Below are 16898 nucleotides of genomic sequence, written 5' to 3' on the forward strand. Positions count from 1 at the left end.
CCGCCGCTTGGCTTGGCACATTTGATCGTTCACGTCGTTAGTGGATCTACGGTCGTTACCGGCCGAACGGCCATAGCTCGCGCGTCAGCCGGCTGTCGAGTGCGGTGAGGGGCAATGCTCCGGCACTGAGGATCGCGTCGTGGAACTCGCGGATCTTGAAGTTGTCACCCGCCCGTGATTCCGCCTCAGCGCGCATTCGGGTGATCGCGAGGAAGCCGGTGCGGTAGCTGAGAGCCTGTGCAGGTCTGTCCGTTGCGTAGCGCAGCAGTTCCGACCGCAGTTGGGTCTCGGACTCGGACATGTTGCGGCGCATGAACGCGAGCGCTTCTTCTTCGGTCCACCAACCGCAGTTGAGAGCTGTGTCCAGAGCCAGTCTTGCCGCTGTGAACCGCTCGTTCGACAGACGGCCGTAGGCATCCCAGGGGTTCTCGTAGAGCCCCATCTCCCAGCCGAGGCCGCTTGCGTATTCGGCCCAACCCTCGATGAATGCCGTGAAGTCCAGCGGATATCTTCTGAAGGGCGGTAGTTCGGTGTTTTCGAGTTGCCGGGCAAGTTGGAGGTGATGCCCCGGCACCAGTTCGTGGTAGATCAGCGCTGCGGCGGAGAGTAGGGAGCTTTCGGCCGGGTTTGCCGCGTTGTATCGGTAGCGTCCCAGTTGTTGTGTGGGGGTGGGCAACTCGTAGTAGCCGAAAGTCAATCCGGATTCCAGACTCTCCTCCATGCGGGTCACTCCGTACCGTGCGGATGGCAGGACGCTGAAGTAGTCGCCGATCAGTGGTTCCACCTGGGACATGTATGAGCTATAGCGTTCCTCGATTTCTGCCGGTGAGCTCGCATAGAGATGGCTCTGCGCTTTCAATATGTTCCTGAATTCTGGCTCGTCGACGTTAAATCCCAGCACGGACCGGATGTGGCTCATGCGTTCGCCGAGTTGCTGACACTGCTCCAGGCCGAGCCGATGTAGCTCTTCAGGGCTTATGTCCAGGCTGGTGTCGCGCCGGACCATGAAGCGATAGGCCTCCTCCCCACCGGGATAGATTGACAGGCCGACGCCGGCGGGTGCCCGATCCGCGTAGTCGGCCGAATCTATGATCGCCAGCACTCGTTCGATCGCCGGGACTACCTCTCTGTCCAGCAGGTGCGCGATGCCGCCGGTGAGGCGCCCCACGGCGGCGATATCCAGCTCGGTCAATCGGGCCCCATTGACGTTCAGGGTCTCAGCCGCGGATTCCCGGAGCGCTTTGATCGTGGAAATGGCGGATCCAAGTGCCGGCCTGGCGATCAAGATCCCTCGCGTCCGCTGGCCGTGCAGGGTCGCGGCCAGCGCATGGAAGCGGCGGGCGTATTGGGCCGCGAGATCGAGATAGCGGGTCACGTCAAACGCTGATGCGAAATGATGGGCGGCGAAGACCGTGCTGCGGTAGCGCGATAGCTCGTAGGTTTGATAGGGCGTGGCGGCGGGCGTCAACCAGAAATGGTCCGCCTCACCGGAGGCGGAATCGGTCAGGAAAACCAGCGAATTCAGGGTGTCCGCGTCTGCTCCGCTGAGTTGAGCTCGATCGAGATCAGCGACTTGCTCCACGATCTGGCGTAGCCTGGCTGCCCGGTTCGTCACCTCAGCGTGGCTACGGGTGGGCAGTCGTTCCACCGGCAGGCCCGCGCGCGAGCGGATCTCCGGTTCATGCGCCGCGAGGAGTTGCCAGTAGTCCTCGGCGGCCTTGGCGACTCTCGCCGCGTCGGGGTCACCCGGCGTTCTTGTCATCACGTCACCCCAGAACCGATTGCGAGGAATCTGTATTGACGGGCCGCTTTCGAGAGAAAGCACCAAGATTGATGTCGTGCCCGGTGTGCTCGCCCCGGTAGCGAAGCGGCTCAGTATCGTGGTCGTGGCCGTCTTCGACGCCCTTGACGAGGGCGGCGATGAATCGGCCGACGAGAGGGGCGTTCTTGAACTGGTTTCCGCTCGTACCCATGGCCACGTAGAAGCCGTCAAGGTCGGTGCGGTCATAGATCGGCGTCCAGTCATCCGCGACGTCGTACACACCGGCGATTCCCGTGAAGGTGTTCGGGACAGTAAGGCCGGGCAGGCGCCGTGCGGCACGGGTGACCTGTGCCGCGAAGCGAGGCGCGGTCGCATTCAGGTTGGCCTGGTCGGGATCATCAAGCCATTCCAGGGGGTCACAGTCGGGTTCGGTCCCTCCGACGAGAAGTTGACCACCCGGTGCCGGACGCAGGTAGACACCCAAATCCAGGTCGCCGATCAACGGCGCAAACCCGCCGTTTTCTCCGTAGTCCGGCGGTGCGGTGACCTGATGCACCTCCTGGCGCATCGGGCGGACGCCGATGGTGAACTCGGCTCCGACCCCGGCGAGCCTATTCAACGCACTCGACCAGGGCCCTGCGGCATTGACGAGCACGGGGGCCGAAAGCCGGGATCCGTCCGACAGAGTGACACCGCGGACGCGTCCGGCGTCCCGGACGACCTTGACCACCGACCGATTAAAGATGAACATCGCATTCCGGGCTTGTGCAGCCGCGGCGAGGTTGTGGGCGGCCAGCTGAGGATCATCGATGAAACCGGCGTCAGGGGTGTACAGCGCGCCGAGTTGTTCGGTCGCATCGACGTAGAAGCTCTCGTCATCCACCGGCTTCGGTGGCCAGTACTTTCCTGTATCAATCGCCGGGAGACGCACGCTGAGGGTTCTGCTGTCCCATTCCTCGTACGGGACACCAACGGTGGTGAACAACCCGGTCACGCGCCCGCGCGGCGCGACCGGCGCGTCGAGCATCACCATGCCGGCGCGAACGAACGCCGCCAGGCCAACCTCATCGCGGAACTCGAGGTAGTCGGCCCAATCGTCCCAGCAATGCTTGGACTCCCAAGCGGTCGCGACGCCGTCCCAGGTGGAGTAGTTGAAACGCACAACCGCGCTCGAGGCGCTGGTCGACCCATGACCGACCCCTCCGGCCTTGTCAACGACGACGACACGTAGTCCGAGCTTCGCCAGTTCCAAGGCTGCGGAAGAACCGATGACACCTGCGCCGACGATGACCACGTCAGCCGTAGTTGATGACATTGTGTCTCCAGACCAGTGGACCCCAAGATGGGGGTCGCGGGACGGTTACCCCAAGACCTTGTCGCTCGCATCGGATCGGAACAGTGACACTCGCGCAAGCTCGCCGAGAAGAGCGACGCCATCAGACATGACGGCGTCGTCGAAGAGCACGTGGGGAGAGTGGTTGTCCGGCGCGTCATTCCACTCATCGGTGACGGACGCGCCCAGGAAGAGCATGGCGCCGGGAACCGCCTGAAGCACTCGCGAGAAGTCCTCCGCACCTGCGACGGGATTCGGCATGGCATGCCACCGTTCGCCGCCCAAGACCCGGCCGACCTGCTGCTCGGCAAGGCCGACCGCGTACGGGTCATTTACCGTCACCGGGTACATACGCTCGAATTGCACATCCGCCTGCAGCCCATGTGCGGTGGCGATGCCATGACATAGGCGCGTGCAATCTGTTTCCAGCCGGTTGAGGACGTCTCCATCGAAGCACCGGATGGTCGCCGAAAATCTGGCATGCGAGGGGATGACGTTCTCCTTGGTTCCCGCATGAAACTCTCCCACCGTCACGACGACCGGATCGAACGCAGAGGTGGTCCGCGACACGAGTGTCTGCAGAGCTGTCACCATCTCCGCCGCGGCAGGTATCGGATCCCGGGCCCGGTGCGGCGCCGATCCATGCCCGCCGGCTCCGCGGACCGTGACGCGCAGCGCATTGCTTGAGGCCAGCATCGGCCCGCGCCGGGCGGTGACTACACCACGAGGCACCAGCCCGGACATCACGTGGAGAGCCCACGCCGCGTCCGGGTGCCGTCCCGCTGCGCTCAGCACACCCTCCTCGATCATCACGCTGGCGCCGTCGAAGCCCTCCTCGCCCGGCTGGAACATCAAGATGACGTCGCCGGGTAGGCGATCCCGTTGCGCAGCCAAGACATGCGCGACACCGATCAGCATCGCGGTGTGGACGTCATGACCGCAGGCGTGCATGGCACCGTCGTGCCGCGATCGGAAGGAGATATCCGCTTCTTCGCGAAGCGGAAGGCCATCCATGTCCGCGCGGAGCAATATCGTTCGCCGGTCGGCATCGGGAACGTTCCTCTCACCGCGCAGCACACCGACGACCGATGAACAATTGATCCCCGTGGTGATTTCCAGGTCGAGGCCCGACAGCGCTTCCAGCACGATCGCTTGGGTAAGCGGCAGATCCAAGCCCACTTCGGGAACTTGGTGCAGCGCATGGCGCAGGCCGGTCAGATCGGTGAAGTCGTGTGATCGCTCCATCGAAGCGGTCATGGATAGCTCCTGTCGTGGACGGTGGAAGTCATCTGCCTCGGGCCTCTCGGAGAAGGCACGCCGTGCGCGTCGCGCCGTTTCGGCTGAGCCGGCGGCTACCTGCTGGTGGTTCGGTCGTCGGCGAGCCAGTCCGGGGTTCCGGTGGGAACAGCCGCGATAAGTCGCCGGGTGTAGTCGTGCCGAGGGCTGTCGATCACCTCGGCGGTGGCGCCACGTTCGACGATCTCGCCGTGGTAAAGAACGACAAGCTCTTGGGTCATCTGCCGTACGACCGCCAGGTCGTGGGTGATGAACAGGAGGTTGACGCCTTGCGCTTGAACATCGCGCAGGACTTGCAGGACCTGTGCTTGCACGGAGACATCGAGAGCGGCCACAGGTTCATCACAGATGAGGATCTTGGGTCGCATCGCCAGCGCGCGGGCGATGGCGACACGTTGCCGCTGTCCGCCCGACAGCGTCGCAGGCCGTCTGCCGGCGAAATCGGCGGGCAGGCCGACTTGTGTGAGTAGTCGTTCGATTTCCGCGTTTACCGACCTGCTGTCCAGCTCGCCGCCCGATCGGAGACGAATGGCCTCACCGAGGATGTAGCCGACTCCGTGGGCGGGGTTCAGGGAGGAGTAGGGGTCCTGGAAGACACACTGGATCAGGCGGCGCGCGCGGCCGGACTGATGTCGGTCAAGTGTGGAACGGTCGTCCAGTCGCAACCCGGCGGCCTCGATGCTGCCCGATGTCGGTGTCTCCAGTCCGAGCAGGCATCGCGCGAGGGTGGTCTTGCCGGAGCCGGATTCGCCGATGATCCCCACATTGGTGCCGTCGCGTAGTTCGATGTCAACGCCGTTGAGCGCCCACAGATTCTCAGCTTGGTCTTCGGGCGAGGGCGAGCCGAAGCGTTTTTTCAGATTTCGGATCTGGAGCAAGGCGCCGGGGCCGTTGTCGTCCCGGCCGCTGGCCACTATCGGGGCGGCGTCAGGCGCTCCCGTGGTGGGAGAGACCGTGGTTGAATCTCCGCTGCTCGGTTCGGGGGTGAGGGCTTCTCGGTGCAGTTGCTCAAGGCGGCGATGCAAGGGCAGATCGGCCGCGAGCAGTTTCCTGGTGTAGTCGGTCTTGGGGTGCTGGCGCAAAGTCTGCGGGTCGGCTTGTTCGAGTAGATTGCCGTCCGACATGACCAGCACGTGGTCACTCATCGAGAACGCGACTCGAAGATCGTGTGTGATCAGCAAAAGCCCCATCCCGCGGTCCTTTTGGATGCGGTGGAGCAGCCTCAGCACCTCGCGCTGGATCGTGGCATCCAGCGCCGTGGTGGGCTCATCAGCGATCAGCAGACCTGGGTCTTTCGCTATCGATGCGGCCATGCCCGCACGCTGACGCATCCCGCCCGACAGCTCCCATGGATATTTGCGCGACGCGCCCGCGGCGGTGATGCCGACCTCGGCCAGCCGTCTGTCGATCTCGGCGGTCAACCTGGTCCTGGACCGTCTCGGCGCGCCAGAGGGCGTGGCGAGAAGCGTCTCGCCGAGCAGCGTTGACACCCGGATCAGCGGGTTGAGCATGGTGAACGGGTCCTGCAGCAACATGCTGACACCGCTGCCCCTCAGTTGCCGCAGCCGTCGCGGGGAAGCCGTGAGCAGGTCGTCGTTTCCCAGCATCGCCGAACCCGAGCAGCTCAGTCCCTTGGGGAGCAGGCCCACCAGTGCCTTGGCCGTCAGCGACTTGCCCGACCCGGACTCCCCGACCAGGGCGACTGTCTCACCACGCCGAACGGTGAAGCCGATGCCATTGACCAGCGTGCGCCCGGAGCGGGTGTTGGCTATCCTCAGGTCCCGCACCCTCAGCAGCTCGTCCGGCTCCACTCCCGGTGGTGTTGCCTGTTGTGCGGCGTCCGGTCGCATCCCGCTAGTCGCGGACATTCCGTCCCTCCTCCAGCCGGGCGTAGGCCCAGTCACCCAGTACGGTCACCGAAAACGCAGCCACGATCAGCAGCAGGGCAGGAGCGATCGCGGCCCATGGGTTCTGCCCCAGCAGGCCACGGTTCTCGGCGAGCATCCGCCCCCAGTCCGACGCCCCCGGGGGAGAGCCGAGGCCCAGGAACGACAGAGACGACAGGGAGATCAGCCCACCCACGAAGTCAAGCAAAGCCGCAGCCACCACGTTCGGCAGGATGTTCGGCAGGATGTGGATGAACATCAGCTTTCGGGTGGGCACCCCCAGGGTGCGCGCGGCCTCGATGTAGGGCAGATTGCGTTGCGCGAGCACCGACGAGCGGATCACCCGCGTCCCGCCTGGCGCCGTCAACACGACCAGCATGATCACGGCCAGCCAGTACCCGCCACCGAACAGACCCACGACCACGGTGATCACGAGCAAGCCCGGGATCGCGAACAACATGTCCATCACACGCATGATGACCGCGTCGGTCCAACCGCCCTTGAACCCCGCGAGCAGCCCGAGTGTGACGGCTACGGCGGTCGCACACAGGGCGACCACCAGCGGTCCCTCCATCGCCGCCCTTGTGCCCACCAGCACCCGTGACAAAATGTCGCGGCCGAACTGGTCGGTGCCCAGCAGATGTCCACCCGCCGGAGGCAGTCCCGCTTCGAGCAGGTTCTGCTGGGACAGATCCAAGGGCGCCAGCCAACTCCCGAACACCGCGGCGAACGCCAAAGCCAGCACACAACAGCACGAAAGCGGGACGAGAACCGGCAGTCGCCGTCCTGCCAATCCCGGTGGCTTCGACGGTTTCTGTGTGAGGACGTTCAGGTTCATGCGAACATCTCCCTGCGCAACCGCGGATCGAGAATCGTGTAGGAAAAATCGGCGAGCAGGTTGGCGAGCAGTACGAACAGCGCTGCAAGCAAACCCAGCCCCTGCACCATCGGGAGATCCTTGGTACTGATAGAGCTCAAGATCACCGATCCGATACCTGGCAACGCGAAGGTCTGTTCGACGATCACTGCCCCGGTCAGGAAGTAACCGAGTACCAGGCCGATGGACGTCGCGACCGGTAGCGAGCTGTTGCGCAACAGGTATCGCCCCCACACCTGGTGGCGCGGCAGCCCCCGAGCCATGGCGAAGGTCATGAAGTCCTGATCGCTGACCTTGATGGCCGACGCCCTGGCCTGCCGTGCGATCAGGGCGATGACCGTGAGGGCCAGCGTTCCCGCCGGGAGACTGAGATGCCAGGCTCTGTCGACAAAGCCATCGCCCGAGCCATAAACCGGGAACCAACCCAGCGTGACACCGAAGACGTACAACGACGCGATACCCACCGCGAACGCCGGAGCGCTGAACCCCACCGTGGTGATCGTCGTGACGATCCGGTCGACGACCGTACCAGCACGCACCCCGGCGACCAGACCAAGAGGTACCGCGACCAAGACCACGAGAGTCAACGCGTAGACCGCGAGAAAGAGTGTGACGGGGAGACGCTCGCCGATCACGCCGGTCACGGTCTGACCGGTCTGGATAGACCGGCCGAAGTCCAGATGGGCCGCCTTCTGCAGCCACAACCAGTATTGATCCACCAACGGTTCATTCAGGTGATATTTCGCCCGAATCGCCTCAAGCGCTGCAGGGGTGGACGGCTGTGTGCCCAGCAGGATCTGCTCCGGCTTCCCCGGCGTCAGGTGCAGCACCGCGAAGATCGCCACTGAGACCATCAGGAGCTGCGCCGCGATGGTCAGCAGCCGCCGCCCCACCCACCACAGACCCTTCACTCACGTTCCCCCTCTGCCCACGGCTCCCACCGTTCCCGCCACTGGTCGGTGGCGGGAACAGAGCGGGCAGCGCCGATCGTGTCGTGAACCGGGACCGGCATCACGACGCCGACTTGATGAACTGGGCCCACCCACCGCCGGTAGACGTATTGCCGGTGATATCGCTGGTGAAGGCGAAGTCCTTGCCCAAGGCGATGCTGGCGGTGCCGTAGACGATGGGCACGAAGGGCATCTCCGCCGACAACTGCGTGACAACCTTCTTGGCGATCTCCAGCTGGCGGGCGGGAGCAGCCGACTTGTACTTGGCCAGATCCGACGTCATCCCCGAGGGGGCGTAGGTGCTGAAGCCGCCCGTGAGGAGCGACCCGACCAGCGAAAGCGGGTCCGGCGAAAGCGGGCTGAGTCCGGCGATGCTCATCGGCGGCTTCTTCTTGCCGCGCACCGAGCCGGCCCAGTCCGCCAGCGGCACCTCCTTGACGTCGATCGTGATGCCCAGGCCCTTCACGTTCTCCTTGAGCGTTTGCATGATCAAGCTGAGTTCGGTGAACGCGTTGCTGGGCACCAGGACCGTAACGGAGAACCCGTGGGGAGTGGCGGACTTGGCCAGCTCGGCCTTGGCCGCCGCCAGATCCAGCGTCAGGTTCGGCAGCGTCGAGAAGTACGTGTCCACCTCAGCCGCCGACGCCGCGTTCTGCCACGTGAAAGGGCTGGAGACACTGTTGGCGGGCGACCCGTGACCGTGCCCGATAGCTCTGACGATGCCAGGACGGTCCAAGGCATAGGCGATGGCCTGCCGCGCGTGAACGTCGTTGAACGGCGCCTGGGTGGGATCAAGGATGAGAAGGGTGACACTGGGCGATGGCCCATACGTGACGCTCGCCGACGTCATGGTGTCCCATGCGGACGCATTGGTTTGGGGAACGTTGAACGTCCCGGCGACGTCACCTGACTGGATCGCCAGGCGCAGTGTGTCCGGGTCGGAGATGACCTTTACCTCGATCTGCTCCGCAAGGGGTCGAGTCCCCCAATACCCAGCGAAGCGGGTCATGGTGGCACCGGTGGCGGGCGAGAAAGCCTTGATCTGGTATGGGCCGGTGCCCATGATCAAACCTGTTGGGCTCCCGAAGTTCTCGCCGGCGGCAATGCCGTGCTCCTTCTGATAGATCACCGGGAAGCGCAGATTGTAGATGAAGGTGTTGTCGGGTTCCTTCAACCTGATGGTGATCTTGTCTGCGGACGTGGCCTGCACCGAGTCGACGTTCTGCCAGTTCGGGGCGAATTCGGAGGCGACCTTTGGATCCCCCGTGCGGTTCAGCGACCAGACCACGTCCTCGGCCGTGAGCGGCTTGCCATCCCAGAACTTGACGCCCTGGCGCAGCGTGACCACGATGCTGTTCGGGTTCGGCTGCTCCCAGGAGACCGCCAGCTTCGGAAGCAGCTTTCCTTGGGGACTGGTGGCGACCAACGGCTCCGCCAGTTCGCTGAAGACGACCCAGGAATACCCGTCGAAGGCGTGGTTGAAATCGAGGCTCCGTGGTCCCGATTCCACCGCCCAGGTCAGCTTGGGGATGGGCTTGTCCGACCCTTGTCGCGCGACGCGCGAGTCCGAAGCAGCGGATCCACCACTGGCCCCACATCCGACCAGGCCGGGGACAGTGAACAACGCTCCGCCCCAACCGAGCAGGCGCAGAGCGTCTCGTCGGGAAAAATCATGATCGAACCGGATCAGGCGCTCTCCGCTCACCGGTGGAACCGGCTTCTCCATGACACCCTCCATGTTGCAGTTGCCTATAGGTGATCTGCTCCAGTCGCATGACCACGTGTTGATCGGATAACCAGTTGCTCGCCGCGCCCAGAGGGTCACGTGAAGTGGTGAGAACACCCTGCGCGGCTGGCCTCCGCTATACAAGCAACCAATGTTGAATCTTCGGACCTCAACGTCCTACATCAGTTGGGCAGGGCATACTTCGCGACTCGATCTCAGCGTCCTGTGAGGGACATTTGATGAAGCCCGCGCAAACATCTCTCGTCGGATATCGATTCATTCGGACTGTCGGATCGAACAAAATTGGGCCAGCCACGACCGAGAGGAAGCACAGCATGGTGCCGGTGCCATCGGACCGCGCGGAGGCCATCGCGGAGCTATGTGACGGCGCCGAAGCGGCTATCGCCGCCGTCCGTGACATGGCCACCGGCGCTGCTCTGGACGACGCCGCGCTCGCGGCTTTCATGGATGAGAACGGGAAATTCCTGTGAGCCGACGCCGTGATGAGCTGGGCTGGACTCGCGCCGAGACCACGTCGCCGAGGTGATGATCTGGCTGCGCAGCAACCACGGCCGCGAGCTCAGCTACGCCGACATTGCCGCCGACGCCGGCGGCAAGGACGGCGCCCGCCTGCGGCGGGCCGTCAAGGTCGTCCGTGTGATCGCGGCCAACCGAGGCGACCGCCTGGAAGGGTTCCAGCCGTCGGCCGACCCCACCCGGCGTGACTCTGCCCGGCGCCGGGTCTGGACCACCCGCTACATGCGCGAGGGGCACGGCGACGAATTCAGCGCCCGCGACGCGATGTCGGCCGCACGCGCGGCGATGACCTCGGTCAAGGACATGCACCGCGCCACCACCTACGAGGCTGCCAACCCCCACTCGATCGCGCGCCAGGAGTTCGCCACCATGGCCCAGGCCGCCGACGAGTGCATCACCAAGGTCGCCGGTCTCGACAAGGTCGGCTCGCAGGTAGTCCGACCAGCCTGCTGACGCAGATGATCGCTGGCTTGGAGGCCCGGCTGACCTAGCACGCAGCCGGCTGGGGCCTGGTACTGGTGAGGTCGGAATTGAACGATAAGCCTCCGCCGCAGGTCAGGGAGTTGCGGGCCGAGCGTCGCGGACGAGTTGATCTCGGTTTTAGGTGTACCGGCTGGTAGGCGGTCATCGATCTCATACCGTCACGGTTTATGTCGTTTCAGTACTTGGGTCCGGGCGGGTGTGGGTCGGCCTTTGCCGCTGCGAGGCAGTCGCAGCTTGGCCATGGCCGCTTCGAACGCGGTGCAGTCCACGACGTTTTCGCGCGTCAGGTGGAGGGTCATGGGCAGGCCGCGGGCGTCGGTGATCAGGTGGAGCTTGGTGGTGAGTCCTGCTCGGGACCGGTCGAGCGGCTGCCGTTTTGTGATTGCTTCGTATCCGTCGTCCCTTCCGCGTCTCCCCCTTTTTCGAGCTCCGGCCACGTGCTGGTGTGCCTGGGCGATGGTGGAGCCGATGGTGAAACTCCACTCCACGTTGCCGATCGAGTCGTCTTTGACCTGGGCTTCCTCCAGCAAGCGGGCCCAGGTGCCGTCCTGGTCCCAGCGGGTGAGCCGCTCGTAGCAGGTCTGCCAGGGACCGTACCGTTCGGGGATGTCACGCCGGGTCGCTCCTGCCTGTAACCGCCACAAGATCCCGTCACGGATGACCACGATCGTCCGTGACGGGCAGCAGCGGCTCGATCCGCTGCCAGGCTTTATCGGTCAGCTCGCCACGCCTTACCGTGACCGATCATTCAACCGCACCGGCGCTGATCATTTATCAGGCACTGTCTAGTCGCCAGCGGGGAGCGTGTCGGTCCATCCAGCGTCGATCGTCACCGGCTTGTCCTGGACAGTGACTTCTGCTCCGTCGGCGGTGACGTAGAAGTTGGTGTTGCGCACCTGGGAGGTCGCAGGATCGACGACCAGCTGTACTGGTGATTCGGCAAAGGGGATCAGCAGACCCTCCCCGCCATCGACCGCGCCCAGGTTCTTGACCTCGGGGTAGGAGGCCAGCGCCCGGAAGGCTGCGGCTCGGACCTCGGGCGAGGCCGGGAGTTGCGAGACCAGGGAGACCAGTCCGCTGAAGACCGAGCGGGCCTGCCCTGCGGCGTCCAGTCGCCCAGCGCTGGTTTTGACATCGCTGTGCTCCAGGCCGTCGCTGATCCAGGTTTTCAGCGCGTCGGGTTCGGCGGGCAGCTTTTGCAGCTGCTCGAAGCTCACCTCCAGGCCGCCGAGCCGGAAGGGGGTAGATCTGGCGAGCTTGACCACCTTGCCAGCCGTTTTGTCGCCCCGCCACCAGGTGCGTCCGTCTCGAGCGGTCCAGCTCTCCAATGCATTGCCGCTGTAGCTTGTCTTGACATGCCAGTAGGCGCCCGAGCCTTCAGGCTCGCGTTCCGCAGTGGTGGCAGCGGCGAGCAGTATCCCACCGGCCGTTAGCTGAGCCGCGGTAGGCGGCGGGCCGTTCGGAGCGGCCGTGGGTGCAGCCGTACCGGAGACGACCACGACGGCAGCGGCAGCGGCAGCTGCCAAGCTCACGCCAGCTGCAAACCATGCTCTGCGGCTCGGCCGCGAGGGACGGCGCATCCGCTGCTGGATTCGGCGCAGGCTGCGTTCGGCCGCCTGGGGTGACTCGGGCGCGGCCAGCAATGTGGCAAGAGCCTGCAGGTCATCCATGAAGTGCCTCCTTGTCGAAGGTGTTGTGGAGTTTGGCTCGAGCGCGGCTGATCCGCGAGCTCACCGTGCCGACGGAAATACCGAGCGCCTCGGCTACCTCCTCGTGACTGAGCTGGCCCAGCGCAACGAGCAGCACCGCGTCGCGCTCTCCCGGTGACAGCGCGGCCATGGCTTTGACCAGGTGCGGCTGCATCCGCTGGGCGGCGACGAAGGTGACGACACGGTTCTCGGGCCCCTCGACGTCCGGTTCGGGCGCGATACGCGACAACGCCGCGTAGTGGCGGGCCTCCTTGCGGCGGTGCCCAGCTATCAGATTGGTGGCAATGCCGAACAGCCAGGGCCGCAGGCTGCCACGTCCTGGATCGAACCGATCACGCCGGTCGAAGGCGGTCAAAAAGGTGTCGGCGGCGATGTCCTCGGCCGTCTGTGCATCCAGCCGCCCGGCGGCGTAGCGGTAGATGGCTTGGAAGTAGCGATGGTGCACGACCGTGAACAGCTCCGGCTCTGACCGCAAGCGGGCGCCGAGATCGCTGTCGGACACCTGCTCATCCGCGTTGGCGGTCACGTCACTTTCTCTGTCATCGGCGAGTGTCTTCCTGTTGAAGGGTCAGGCTGTCATCCATACTCCGCCGCACCCGCCGATCACCCTGCACGTGCACTGGCCGATCATGCGGGTCTCGGTCGCCGGGGTGCCGTCTGGGGCCGGCGCACCCCCGCCCGGCCCGGGCATCCGCCCGGCGCGCCGGTCCGCGTCCGGGTGATGGTTGCGGTGGCGGGCAGGGCGGCGGCGGTTGCCGGAGCCGTCCTGCAGGCTCACTGCGGGCGTCGCGGCCGTGAGTCTGTACGCCTGGTGCGACGCATTCTGCTCGGCGGCGTCGAGGGGGTCGCCGCCGTCCTCGCCTGCTACACCGCCGCCTGGCACGTCCGGGCGCGGCTGTGGCGCTCGCGGCCGTCCGCCGAGAGCCGCTTGGGCCTGTTCCTAGTTCCCGTAGTGGGGGATTGAAGGTCGCGGAGTCACAGCATGGCGCTGCGGAGGTGGAGGCCAGCGAAATAGCTCGCGGGAGTCTTGTCGTGGCGGGTGCGATGCCGCGCCACTGCTTGATCTTGCTGATGCAGCGCTCGACGGTATTACGGTGGGTGTGGAGCGCTTGGCGTCGGCGCTCTTCGCCGCACCGCCTCACCGGGGTCCTCGACCGCTGCTCACGGCCCGTTTTGCCTCTTTGGTGGATCCCCTTTTCCTCTGCGACGGCCTGCTCCAGCGCCTGTCGCAGCTCAGAGTCGACGACCATTCCGGCTGCGTGCTGGGCGCGGGCAACAGTGGAGTCCACGCTGACCAGGCTGAGGTCGACCTGTTCCCGGGCCGCGGCCTCAGCGATCATCTCGTCCATCAGCGCCTGGAAGGTACTCGCGGTCACCCACAGCCGGAAGAGGTTGTAGACGGTTGACCAGGACCCGTAGCGATCAGGCACATCCCGCCAAGGGCTCCCGGTCCGAAATCGCCACACCACGGCATCAACGGCCGACGCAAAGCTGGGTAGGGCCCGCGCTCACCCACCGGCAAGAACGGCTCCACCAACTGCCACTCCGCCGCCTACGACCAGTTGCTGCACCGCGACGGGGAGCCCGGCCCGGCGACGGCTGATGGCCCACGCCGTCCGCACACGCTGGCCGGCCTGGCGGTAGCGCTTGCCCGGGGTGCGCAGCTTGTTCCCAGCCTTACGGCCAACCCGCTCCGGTCGCCGGTCATAATGCCCCATGTGGTGGCAACCGCACCGCATAACTCCGGCCACACGGGGCGTCCCTGGTTCTGGACATGCTTCGGGACACCTGCGGGATCCTCGCGACTCCGCCTGGGCTAACCCGCGGGCCGACCAGAAGCCAGCCCGGAGCTGCGCCGTGCTGAGGTGCTGAGGTCATTTCAGGCCAGGAACCACCACGCTGAGAACGCTCGTGGCCAGTGGGGCCAGGATGCCGAAGGGGTGTCCGGGAACGTACTGACACGCCCATGTAGCCGGCCGAGCATCGGCCGTTCGCCACAACGACCTGATTAGGAGTCGCTGGGCGGCACCGCTCCGCACCATGTTTCACACCGAAGGCCATCCGGTCCGTGCAGCGCCACGATCGTGCCCGCGTTCACGAGGGGGAATCCTTCGGCCCACTCAGGGGACACGTTTCGCAGGAGCTCGGTAAGGCCGATGTGCAAGAACGTCCCATGGCTGACCAGCACGATGGTCGCGCCCGGGTGGCGAGTCGTCACGGTGTCGATGACGCGCCGCATGCGTGCGTGAATGAAACACGCGGTCTCCCCGCCGGGAGCCTGGTGGCGGCTACCCCGGATGCGCCGGCCCGCTCGAACGCGTGTCGGGCCAGATACCGCAGCGCGGACGCTGTCCAGGGGGACTGTAAAACTAACGGCCCTGTCTCACATTCGGTGGTGACGGAAAGTCGCGAAGATCGTTGATCTTCCTGTGAAGGATGTCAACGAGCTTGCGCAGATAGTGTTCTCGGGTCTGTCCCCGCTGGTCATCGAGGATGTGGCCGCCGAGAGCGAGCAGGTCGTGGTGCAGGCGAGGACTCCGCAGGAGGACGCGCTCTGTCCGGCGTGCGGGGGGTCGTCAAGGCGGGTGCACGGCTATCAGCTGCGGACGGTGACAGACGTGCCGGTCGACGGGCGGCGGGTGGTGGTCCGAGTGCGGGTACGGCGTCTGATGTGCCCGACGCGAGGTTGCCGCCACACCTTCCGCGAGCAGGTGCCCGGGGTGCTGGAGCGCTATCAGCGCCGCACCGCTCGCCTGACCAGGCAGGTCCAGGCCGTGGTCCACGAGTTAGCGGGCCGGGCGGGATCGCGTTTGCTGGCGCTACTCGCGGTGAGCCTGTCGCGTCACACGGCCCTGCGCACGCTCCTGCGTATCCCGTTACCCGCCGTGCGGACACCCCGAGTGATCGGCGTCGACGATTTCGCCCTGCGTCGGCGCCATCGCTATGCCACCGTGGTGATCGACGCCGAGACCCACGAGCGGATCGACGTGCTACCCGACCGGACCGCCGACACCCTGCAAGCATGGCTGCGTGATCATCCCGGCATCCAGATCGTGTGCCGCGACGGCTCCGCGACCTACGCCGAGGCCATCCACCGCGCTCTTCCCGACGCCGTGCAGGTCGCCGACCGATGGCACCTGTGGCACAACCTGTGCGAAGCCGCCCTCAGCGAGGTCAAGGCGCACAGCAGCTGCTGGGCCAGCGTCCTGGATGCACCCATCTACGACGGGCCGCGCGCACAGACCACCCTGGAGCGTTGGCACCAGGTCCACGGCCTCCTCGAGCAGGGCGTAGGCCTGCTCGAATGCGCCCGCCGCCTCCAACTGGCCCTGAATACCGTCAAACGCTACGCCCGCGCCGACCGGCCCGAGCGGATGCTCCGCGTGCCCAAATACCGCGCTAGCCTCGTCGACCCCTACCGCGAACACCTGCGCAAGCGCCGAGCCGAGAACCCCGCCGTCCCCGTCAAGCACCTCTTCGAAGAGATCAAGACCCTCGGCTTCACCGGCTGCCTCAATCTCCTACACAAGTACATCAACCAAGGCCGCGCGGACGCCGACCGCCCTCACATCTCCCCGCGCAGGCTCGCCCGAATGATCCTCACCAGGCCCGACAACCTCAAGACCGAACATCACGACCTCCTGGCCCGGCTCACCGCCGCCTGCCCCGAGATGACTGAACTGGCCGTCAACGTCAGGGACTTCGCCAAGCTCCTAACACCTCGCGAAGGCAATGCCGACAGGCTCTCGACCTGGATCGTCCAGGTCCGCGCAACCGGACTGCCTCATCTGCACGCCTTTACCCGGGGCCTGGACCGAGATCGCGCCGCCGTCATCGCCGCGCTCACACTGCCCTACAGCAACGGCCCCACCGAGGGCGTCAACACCAAGACCAAGCGGATCGCCCGCCAGATGCATGGACGCGCAGGATTCACCCTCCTTCGCCATCGCATCCTTCTCGGATAGCTGCACGCTCGGTCACCACCGAATGTGAGACAGGGCCGTTAAGTTGACACTCCCGGAGCGCTTCATTGTCCCCGGGCCTGCCGGCTTGAGGTGGGCATGTCAGGGCTCTGACAGCTCGAACCAGACGGCCTTGCCGGCAGGGGTAGGTGTGGTGCCCCAGCAGCAGGCGAACTGGTTGATCAGGCTCAGCCAATGGCCTTGTTCGTCGTCCTGGCCGGCGTGGCGCGTGTGGGGGAGTGCCGGATCGGCGTCCTCGACCTCGCAGCGTAGCGTGCCGTCCATGGTCCACAGGGTGAGCCGGATCGATCCCCTCCCACGGTGGAACGCCTTGGCGACCAGTGCGGTGACGAGCAGGTCAGCGCTCTTGCTGTGGC

17 protein-coding genes and 1 pseudogene are annotated in these 16898 nt (G+C 65.5%); 5 read left to right on the forward strand and 13 right to left on the reverse strand.

What is annotated here, in order from left to right:
- Positions 1 to 55: 55 nt before the first annotated feature.
- The 7 genes from AB0B64_RS59150 to AB0B64_RS59180 form a co-directional block, all read right to left on the reverse strand.
- Positions 56 to 1762: a DUF885 domain-containing protein gene (locus tag AB0B64_RS59150; protein WP_358205705.1), complete on the reverse strand. Its 1707-nt coding sequence runs from the start codon at positions 1760 to 1762 to the stop codon at positions 56 to 58.
- A gap of 4 nt (positions 1763 to 1766) precedes the next feature.
- Complete coding sequence (locus AB0B64_RS59155; protein ID WP_358205711.1) at positions 1767 to 3056, reverse strand: FAD-binding oxidoreductase; 1290 nt, start codon at positions 3054 to 3056, stop codon at positions 1767 to 1769.
- Between the two features lie 66 nt (positions 3057 to 3122).
- Positions 3123 to 4352 carry a M20 family metallopeptidase gene (locus AB0B64_RS59160; RefSeq protein ID WP_358205716.1) on the reverse strand — a complete coding sequence of 410 codons (1230 nt, stop codon included), beginning with the start codon at positions 4350 to 4352 and terminating at the stop codon, positions 3123 to 3125.
- A gap of 95 nt (positions 4353 to 4447) precedes the next feature.
- Entirely contained in the window at positions 4448 to 6259 is a 1812-nt protein-coding gene (locus AB0B64_RS59165; protein ID WP_358205721.1) for an ABC transporter ATP-binding protein, read from the reverse strand.
- The gene (locus AB0B64_RS59170) at positions 6246 to 7115 is read right to left on the reverse strand and encodes an ABC transporter permease (RefSeq protein WP_358205726.1); all 870 of its coding nucleotides are present in this window, start codon (positions 7113 to 7115) and stop codon (positions 6246 to 6248) included. The genes AB0B64_RS59165 and AB0B64_RS59170 overlap by 14 nt, the downstream gene beginning before the upstream one ends.
- Complete coding sequence (locus AB0B64_RS59175) at positions 7112 to 8065, reverse strand: ABC transporter permease (protein ID WP_358205731.1); 954 nt, start codon at positions 8063 to 8065, stop codon at positions 7112 to 7114. The genes AB0B64_RS59170 and AB0B64_RS59175 overlap by 4 nt, the downstream gene beginning before the upstream one ends.
- 100 nt (positions 8066 to 8165) lie before the next feature.
- The gene (locus tag AB0B64_RS59180; RefSeq protein ID WP_358205737.1) at positions 8166 to 9830 is read right to left on the reverse strand and encodes an ABC transporter substrate-binding protein; all 1665 of its coding nucleotides are present in this window, start codon (positions 9828 to 9830) and stop codon (positions 8166 to 8168) included.
- 239 nt (positions 9831 to 10069) lie between these two features.
- Here AB0B64_RS59180 and AB0B64_RS59185 point away from each other — a divergent pair, with 239 nt between their 5' ends.
- Together AB0B64_RS59185 and AB0B64_RS59190 are read left to right on the forward strand one after the other, a co-directional pair.
- On the forward strand, positions 10070 to 10321 hold the full coding sequence (locus tag AB0B64_RS59185) for a hypothetical protein (RefSeq protein ID WP_357961635.1): 252 nt from the start codon (positions 10070 to 10072) through the stop codon (positions 10319 to 10321).
- A gap of 55 nt (positions 10322 to 10376) precedes the next feature.
- A complete protein-coding gene (locus AB0B64_RS59190) occupies positions 10377 to 10820 on the forward strand; it encodes a hypothetical protein (RefSeq protein ID WP_357961638.1) in 444 nt (147 codons plus the stop codon).
- 188 nt (positions 10821 to 11008) lie between these two features.
- Here the strand turns inward: AB0B64_RS59190 and AB0B64_RS59195 are convergent, their stop codons facing one another.
- Entirely contained in the window at positions 11009 to 11515 is a 507-nt protein-coding gene (locus AB0B64_RS59195) for an IS5 family transposase (protein WP_358205749.1), read from the reverse strand.
- Between AB0B64_RS59195 and AB0B64_RS59200 the strand changes: the two genes are divergently transcribed.
- Positions 11508 to 11639, forward strand: coding sequence for a hypothetical protein (locus tag AB0B64_RS59200; protein WP_357961649.1), 132 nt, complete (start codon positions 11508 to 11510; stop codon positions 11637 to 11639). The two genes, AB0B64_RS59195 and AB0B64_RS59200, sit on opposite strands and share 8 nt — an antisense overlap.
- Here AB0B64_RS59200 and AB0B64_RS59205 read toward each other — a convergent pair.
- Entirely contained in the window at positions 11636 to 12520 is an 885-nt protein-coding gene (locus AB0B64_RS59205; protein WP_358205758.1) for a CU044_5270 family protein, read from the reverse strand. The genes AB0B64_RS59200 and AB0B64_RS59205 overlap by 4 nt on opposite strands.
- Complete coding sequence (locus AB0B64_RS59210) at positions 12513 to 13085, reverse strand: RNA polymerase sigma factor (RefSeq protein ID WP_357961655.1); 573 nt, start codon at positions 13083 to 13085, stop codon at positions 12513 to 12515. Before AB0B64_RS59210 ends, AB0B64_RS59205 begins: the two co-directional genes overlap by 8 nt.
- A gap of 285 nt (positions 13086 to 13370) precedes the next feature.
- Here AB0B64_RS59210 and AB0B64_RS59215 point away from each other — a divergent pair, with 285 nt between their 5' ends.
- Entirely contained in the window at positions 13371 to 13523 is a 153-nt protein-coding gene (locus tag AB0B64_RS59215; protein ID WP_358205780.1) for a hypothetical protein, read from the forward strand.
- 394 nt (positions 13524 to 13917) lie between these two features.
- Here AB0B64_RS59215 and AB0B64_RS59220 read toward each other — a convergent pair.
- Positions 13918 to 14028 (reverse strand): annotated as a pseudogene (locus AB0B64_RS59220) (transposase); the annotation flags it as partial.
- Between the two features lie 539 nt (positions 14029 to 14567).
- Positions 14568 to 14915: a histidine phosphatase family protein gene (locus AB0B64_RS59225; RefSeq protein ID WP_358205772.1), complete on the reverse strand. Its 348-nt coding sequence runs from the start codon at positions 14913 to 14915 to the stop codon at positions 14568 to 14570.
- A 103-nt stretch (positions 14916 to 15018) separates the two neighbouring features.
- Here AB0B64_RS59225 and AB0B64_RS59230 point away from each other — a divergent pair, with 103 nt between their 5' ends.
- Positions 15019 to 16524, forward strand: coding sequence for an ISL3 family transposase (locus AB0B64_RS59230; protein ID WP_357962693.1), 1506 nt, complete (start codon positions 15019 to 15021; stop codon positions 16522 to 16524).
- Positions 16525 to 16623: 99 nt separating this feature from the next.
- On the opposite strand, the gene AB0B64_RS59235 is transcribed toward AB0B64_RS59230, so the two are convergent.
- A partial coding sequence (locus AB0B64_RS59235; RefSeq protein WP_358205765.1) for an ATP-binding protein occupies positions 16624 to 16898 on the reverse strand: 275 nt, incomplete at its 5' end.

It is taken from the genome of Nonomuraea sp. NPDC049129, from assembly GCF_040648495.1.
Classification (GTDB): Bacteria; Actinomycetota; Actinomycetes; order Streptosporangiales; family Streptosporangiaceae; genus Nonomuraea.

Excerpts from the sequence above, each read along its gene's own strand:
- AB0B64_RS59150 (WP_358205705.1), bottom strand. The coding sequence starts at position 1,762 with ATGACAAGAACGCCGGGTGACCCCGACGCGGCGAGAGTCGCCAAGGCC.
- AB0B64_RS59160 (WP_358205716.1), bottom strand. The coding sequence starts at position 4,352 with ATGACCGCTTCGATGGAGCGATCACACGACTTCACCGATCTGACCGGC.
- AB0B64_RS59165 (WP_358205721.1), bottom strand. The coding sequence starts at position 6,259 with ATGTCCGCGACTAGCGGGATGCGACCGGACGCCGCACAACAGGCAACA.
- AB0B64_RS59170 (WP_358205726.1), bottom strand. The coding sequence starts at position 7,115 with ATGAACCTGAACGTCCTCACACAGAAACCGTCGAAGCCACCGGGATTG.
- AB0B64_RS59180 (WP_358205737.1), bottom strand. The coding sequence starts at position 9,830 with ATGGAGAAGCCGGTTCCACCGGTGAGCGGAGAGCGCCTGATCCGGTTC.
- AB0B64_RS59185 (WP_357961635.1), top strand. The coding sequence starts at position 10,070 with ATGAAGCCCGCGCAAACATCTCTCGTCGGATATCGATTCATTCGGACT.
- AB0B64_RS59190 (WP_357961638.1), top strand. The coding sequence starts at position 10,377 with ATGATCTGGCTGCGCAGCAACCACGGCCGCGAGCTCAGCTACGCCGAC.
- AB0B64_RS59200 (WP_357961649.1), top strand. The coding sequence starts at position 11,508 with ATGACCACGATCGTCCGTGACGGGCAGCAGCGGCTCGATCCGCTGCCA.
- AB0B64_RS59205 (WP_358205758.1), bottom strand. The coding sequence starts at position 12,520 with ATGGATGACCTGCAGGCTCTTGCCACATTGCTGGCCGCGCCCGAGTCA.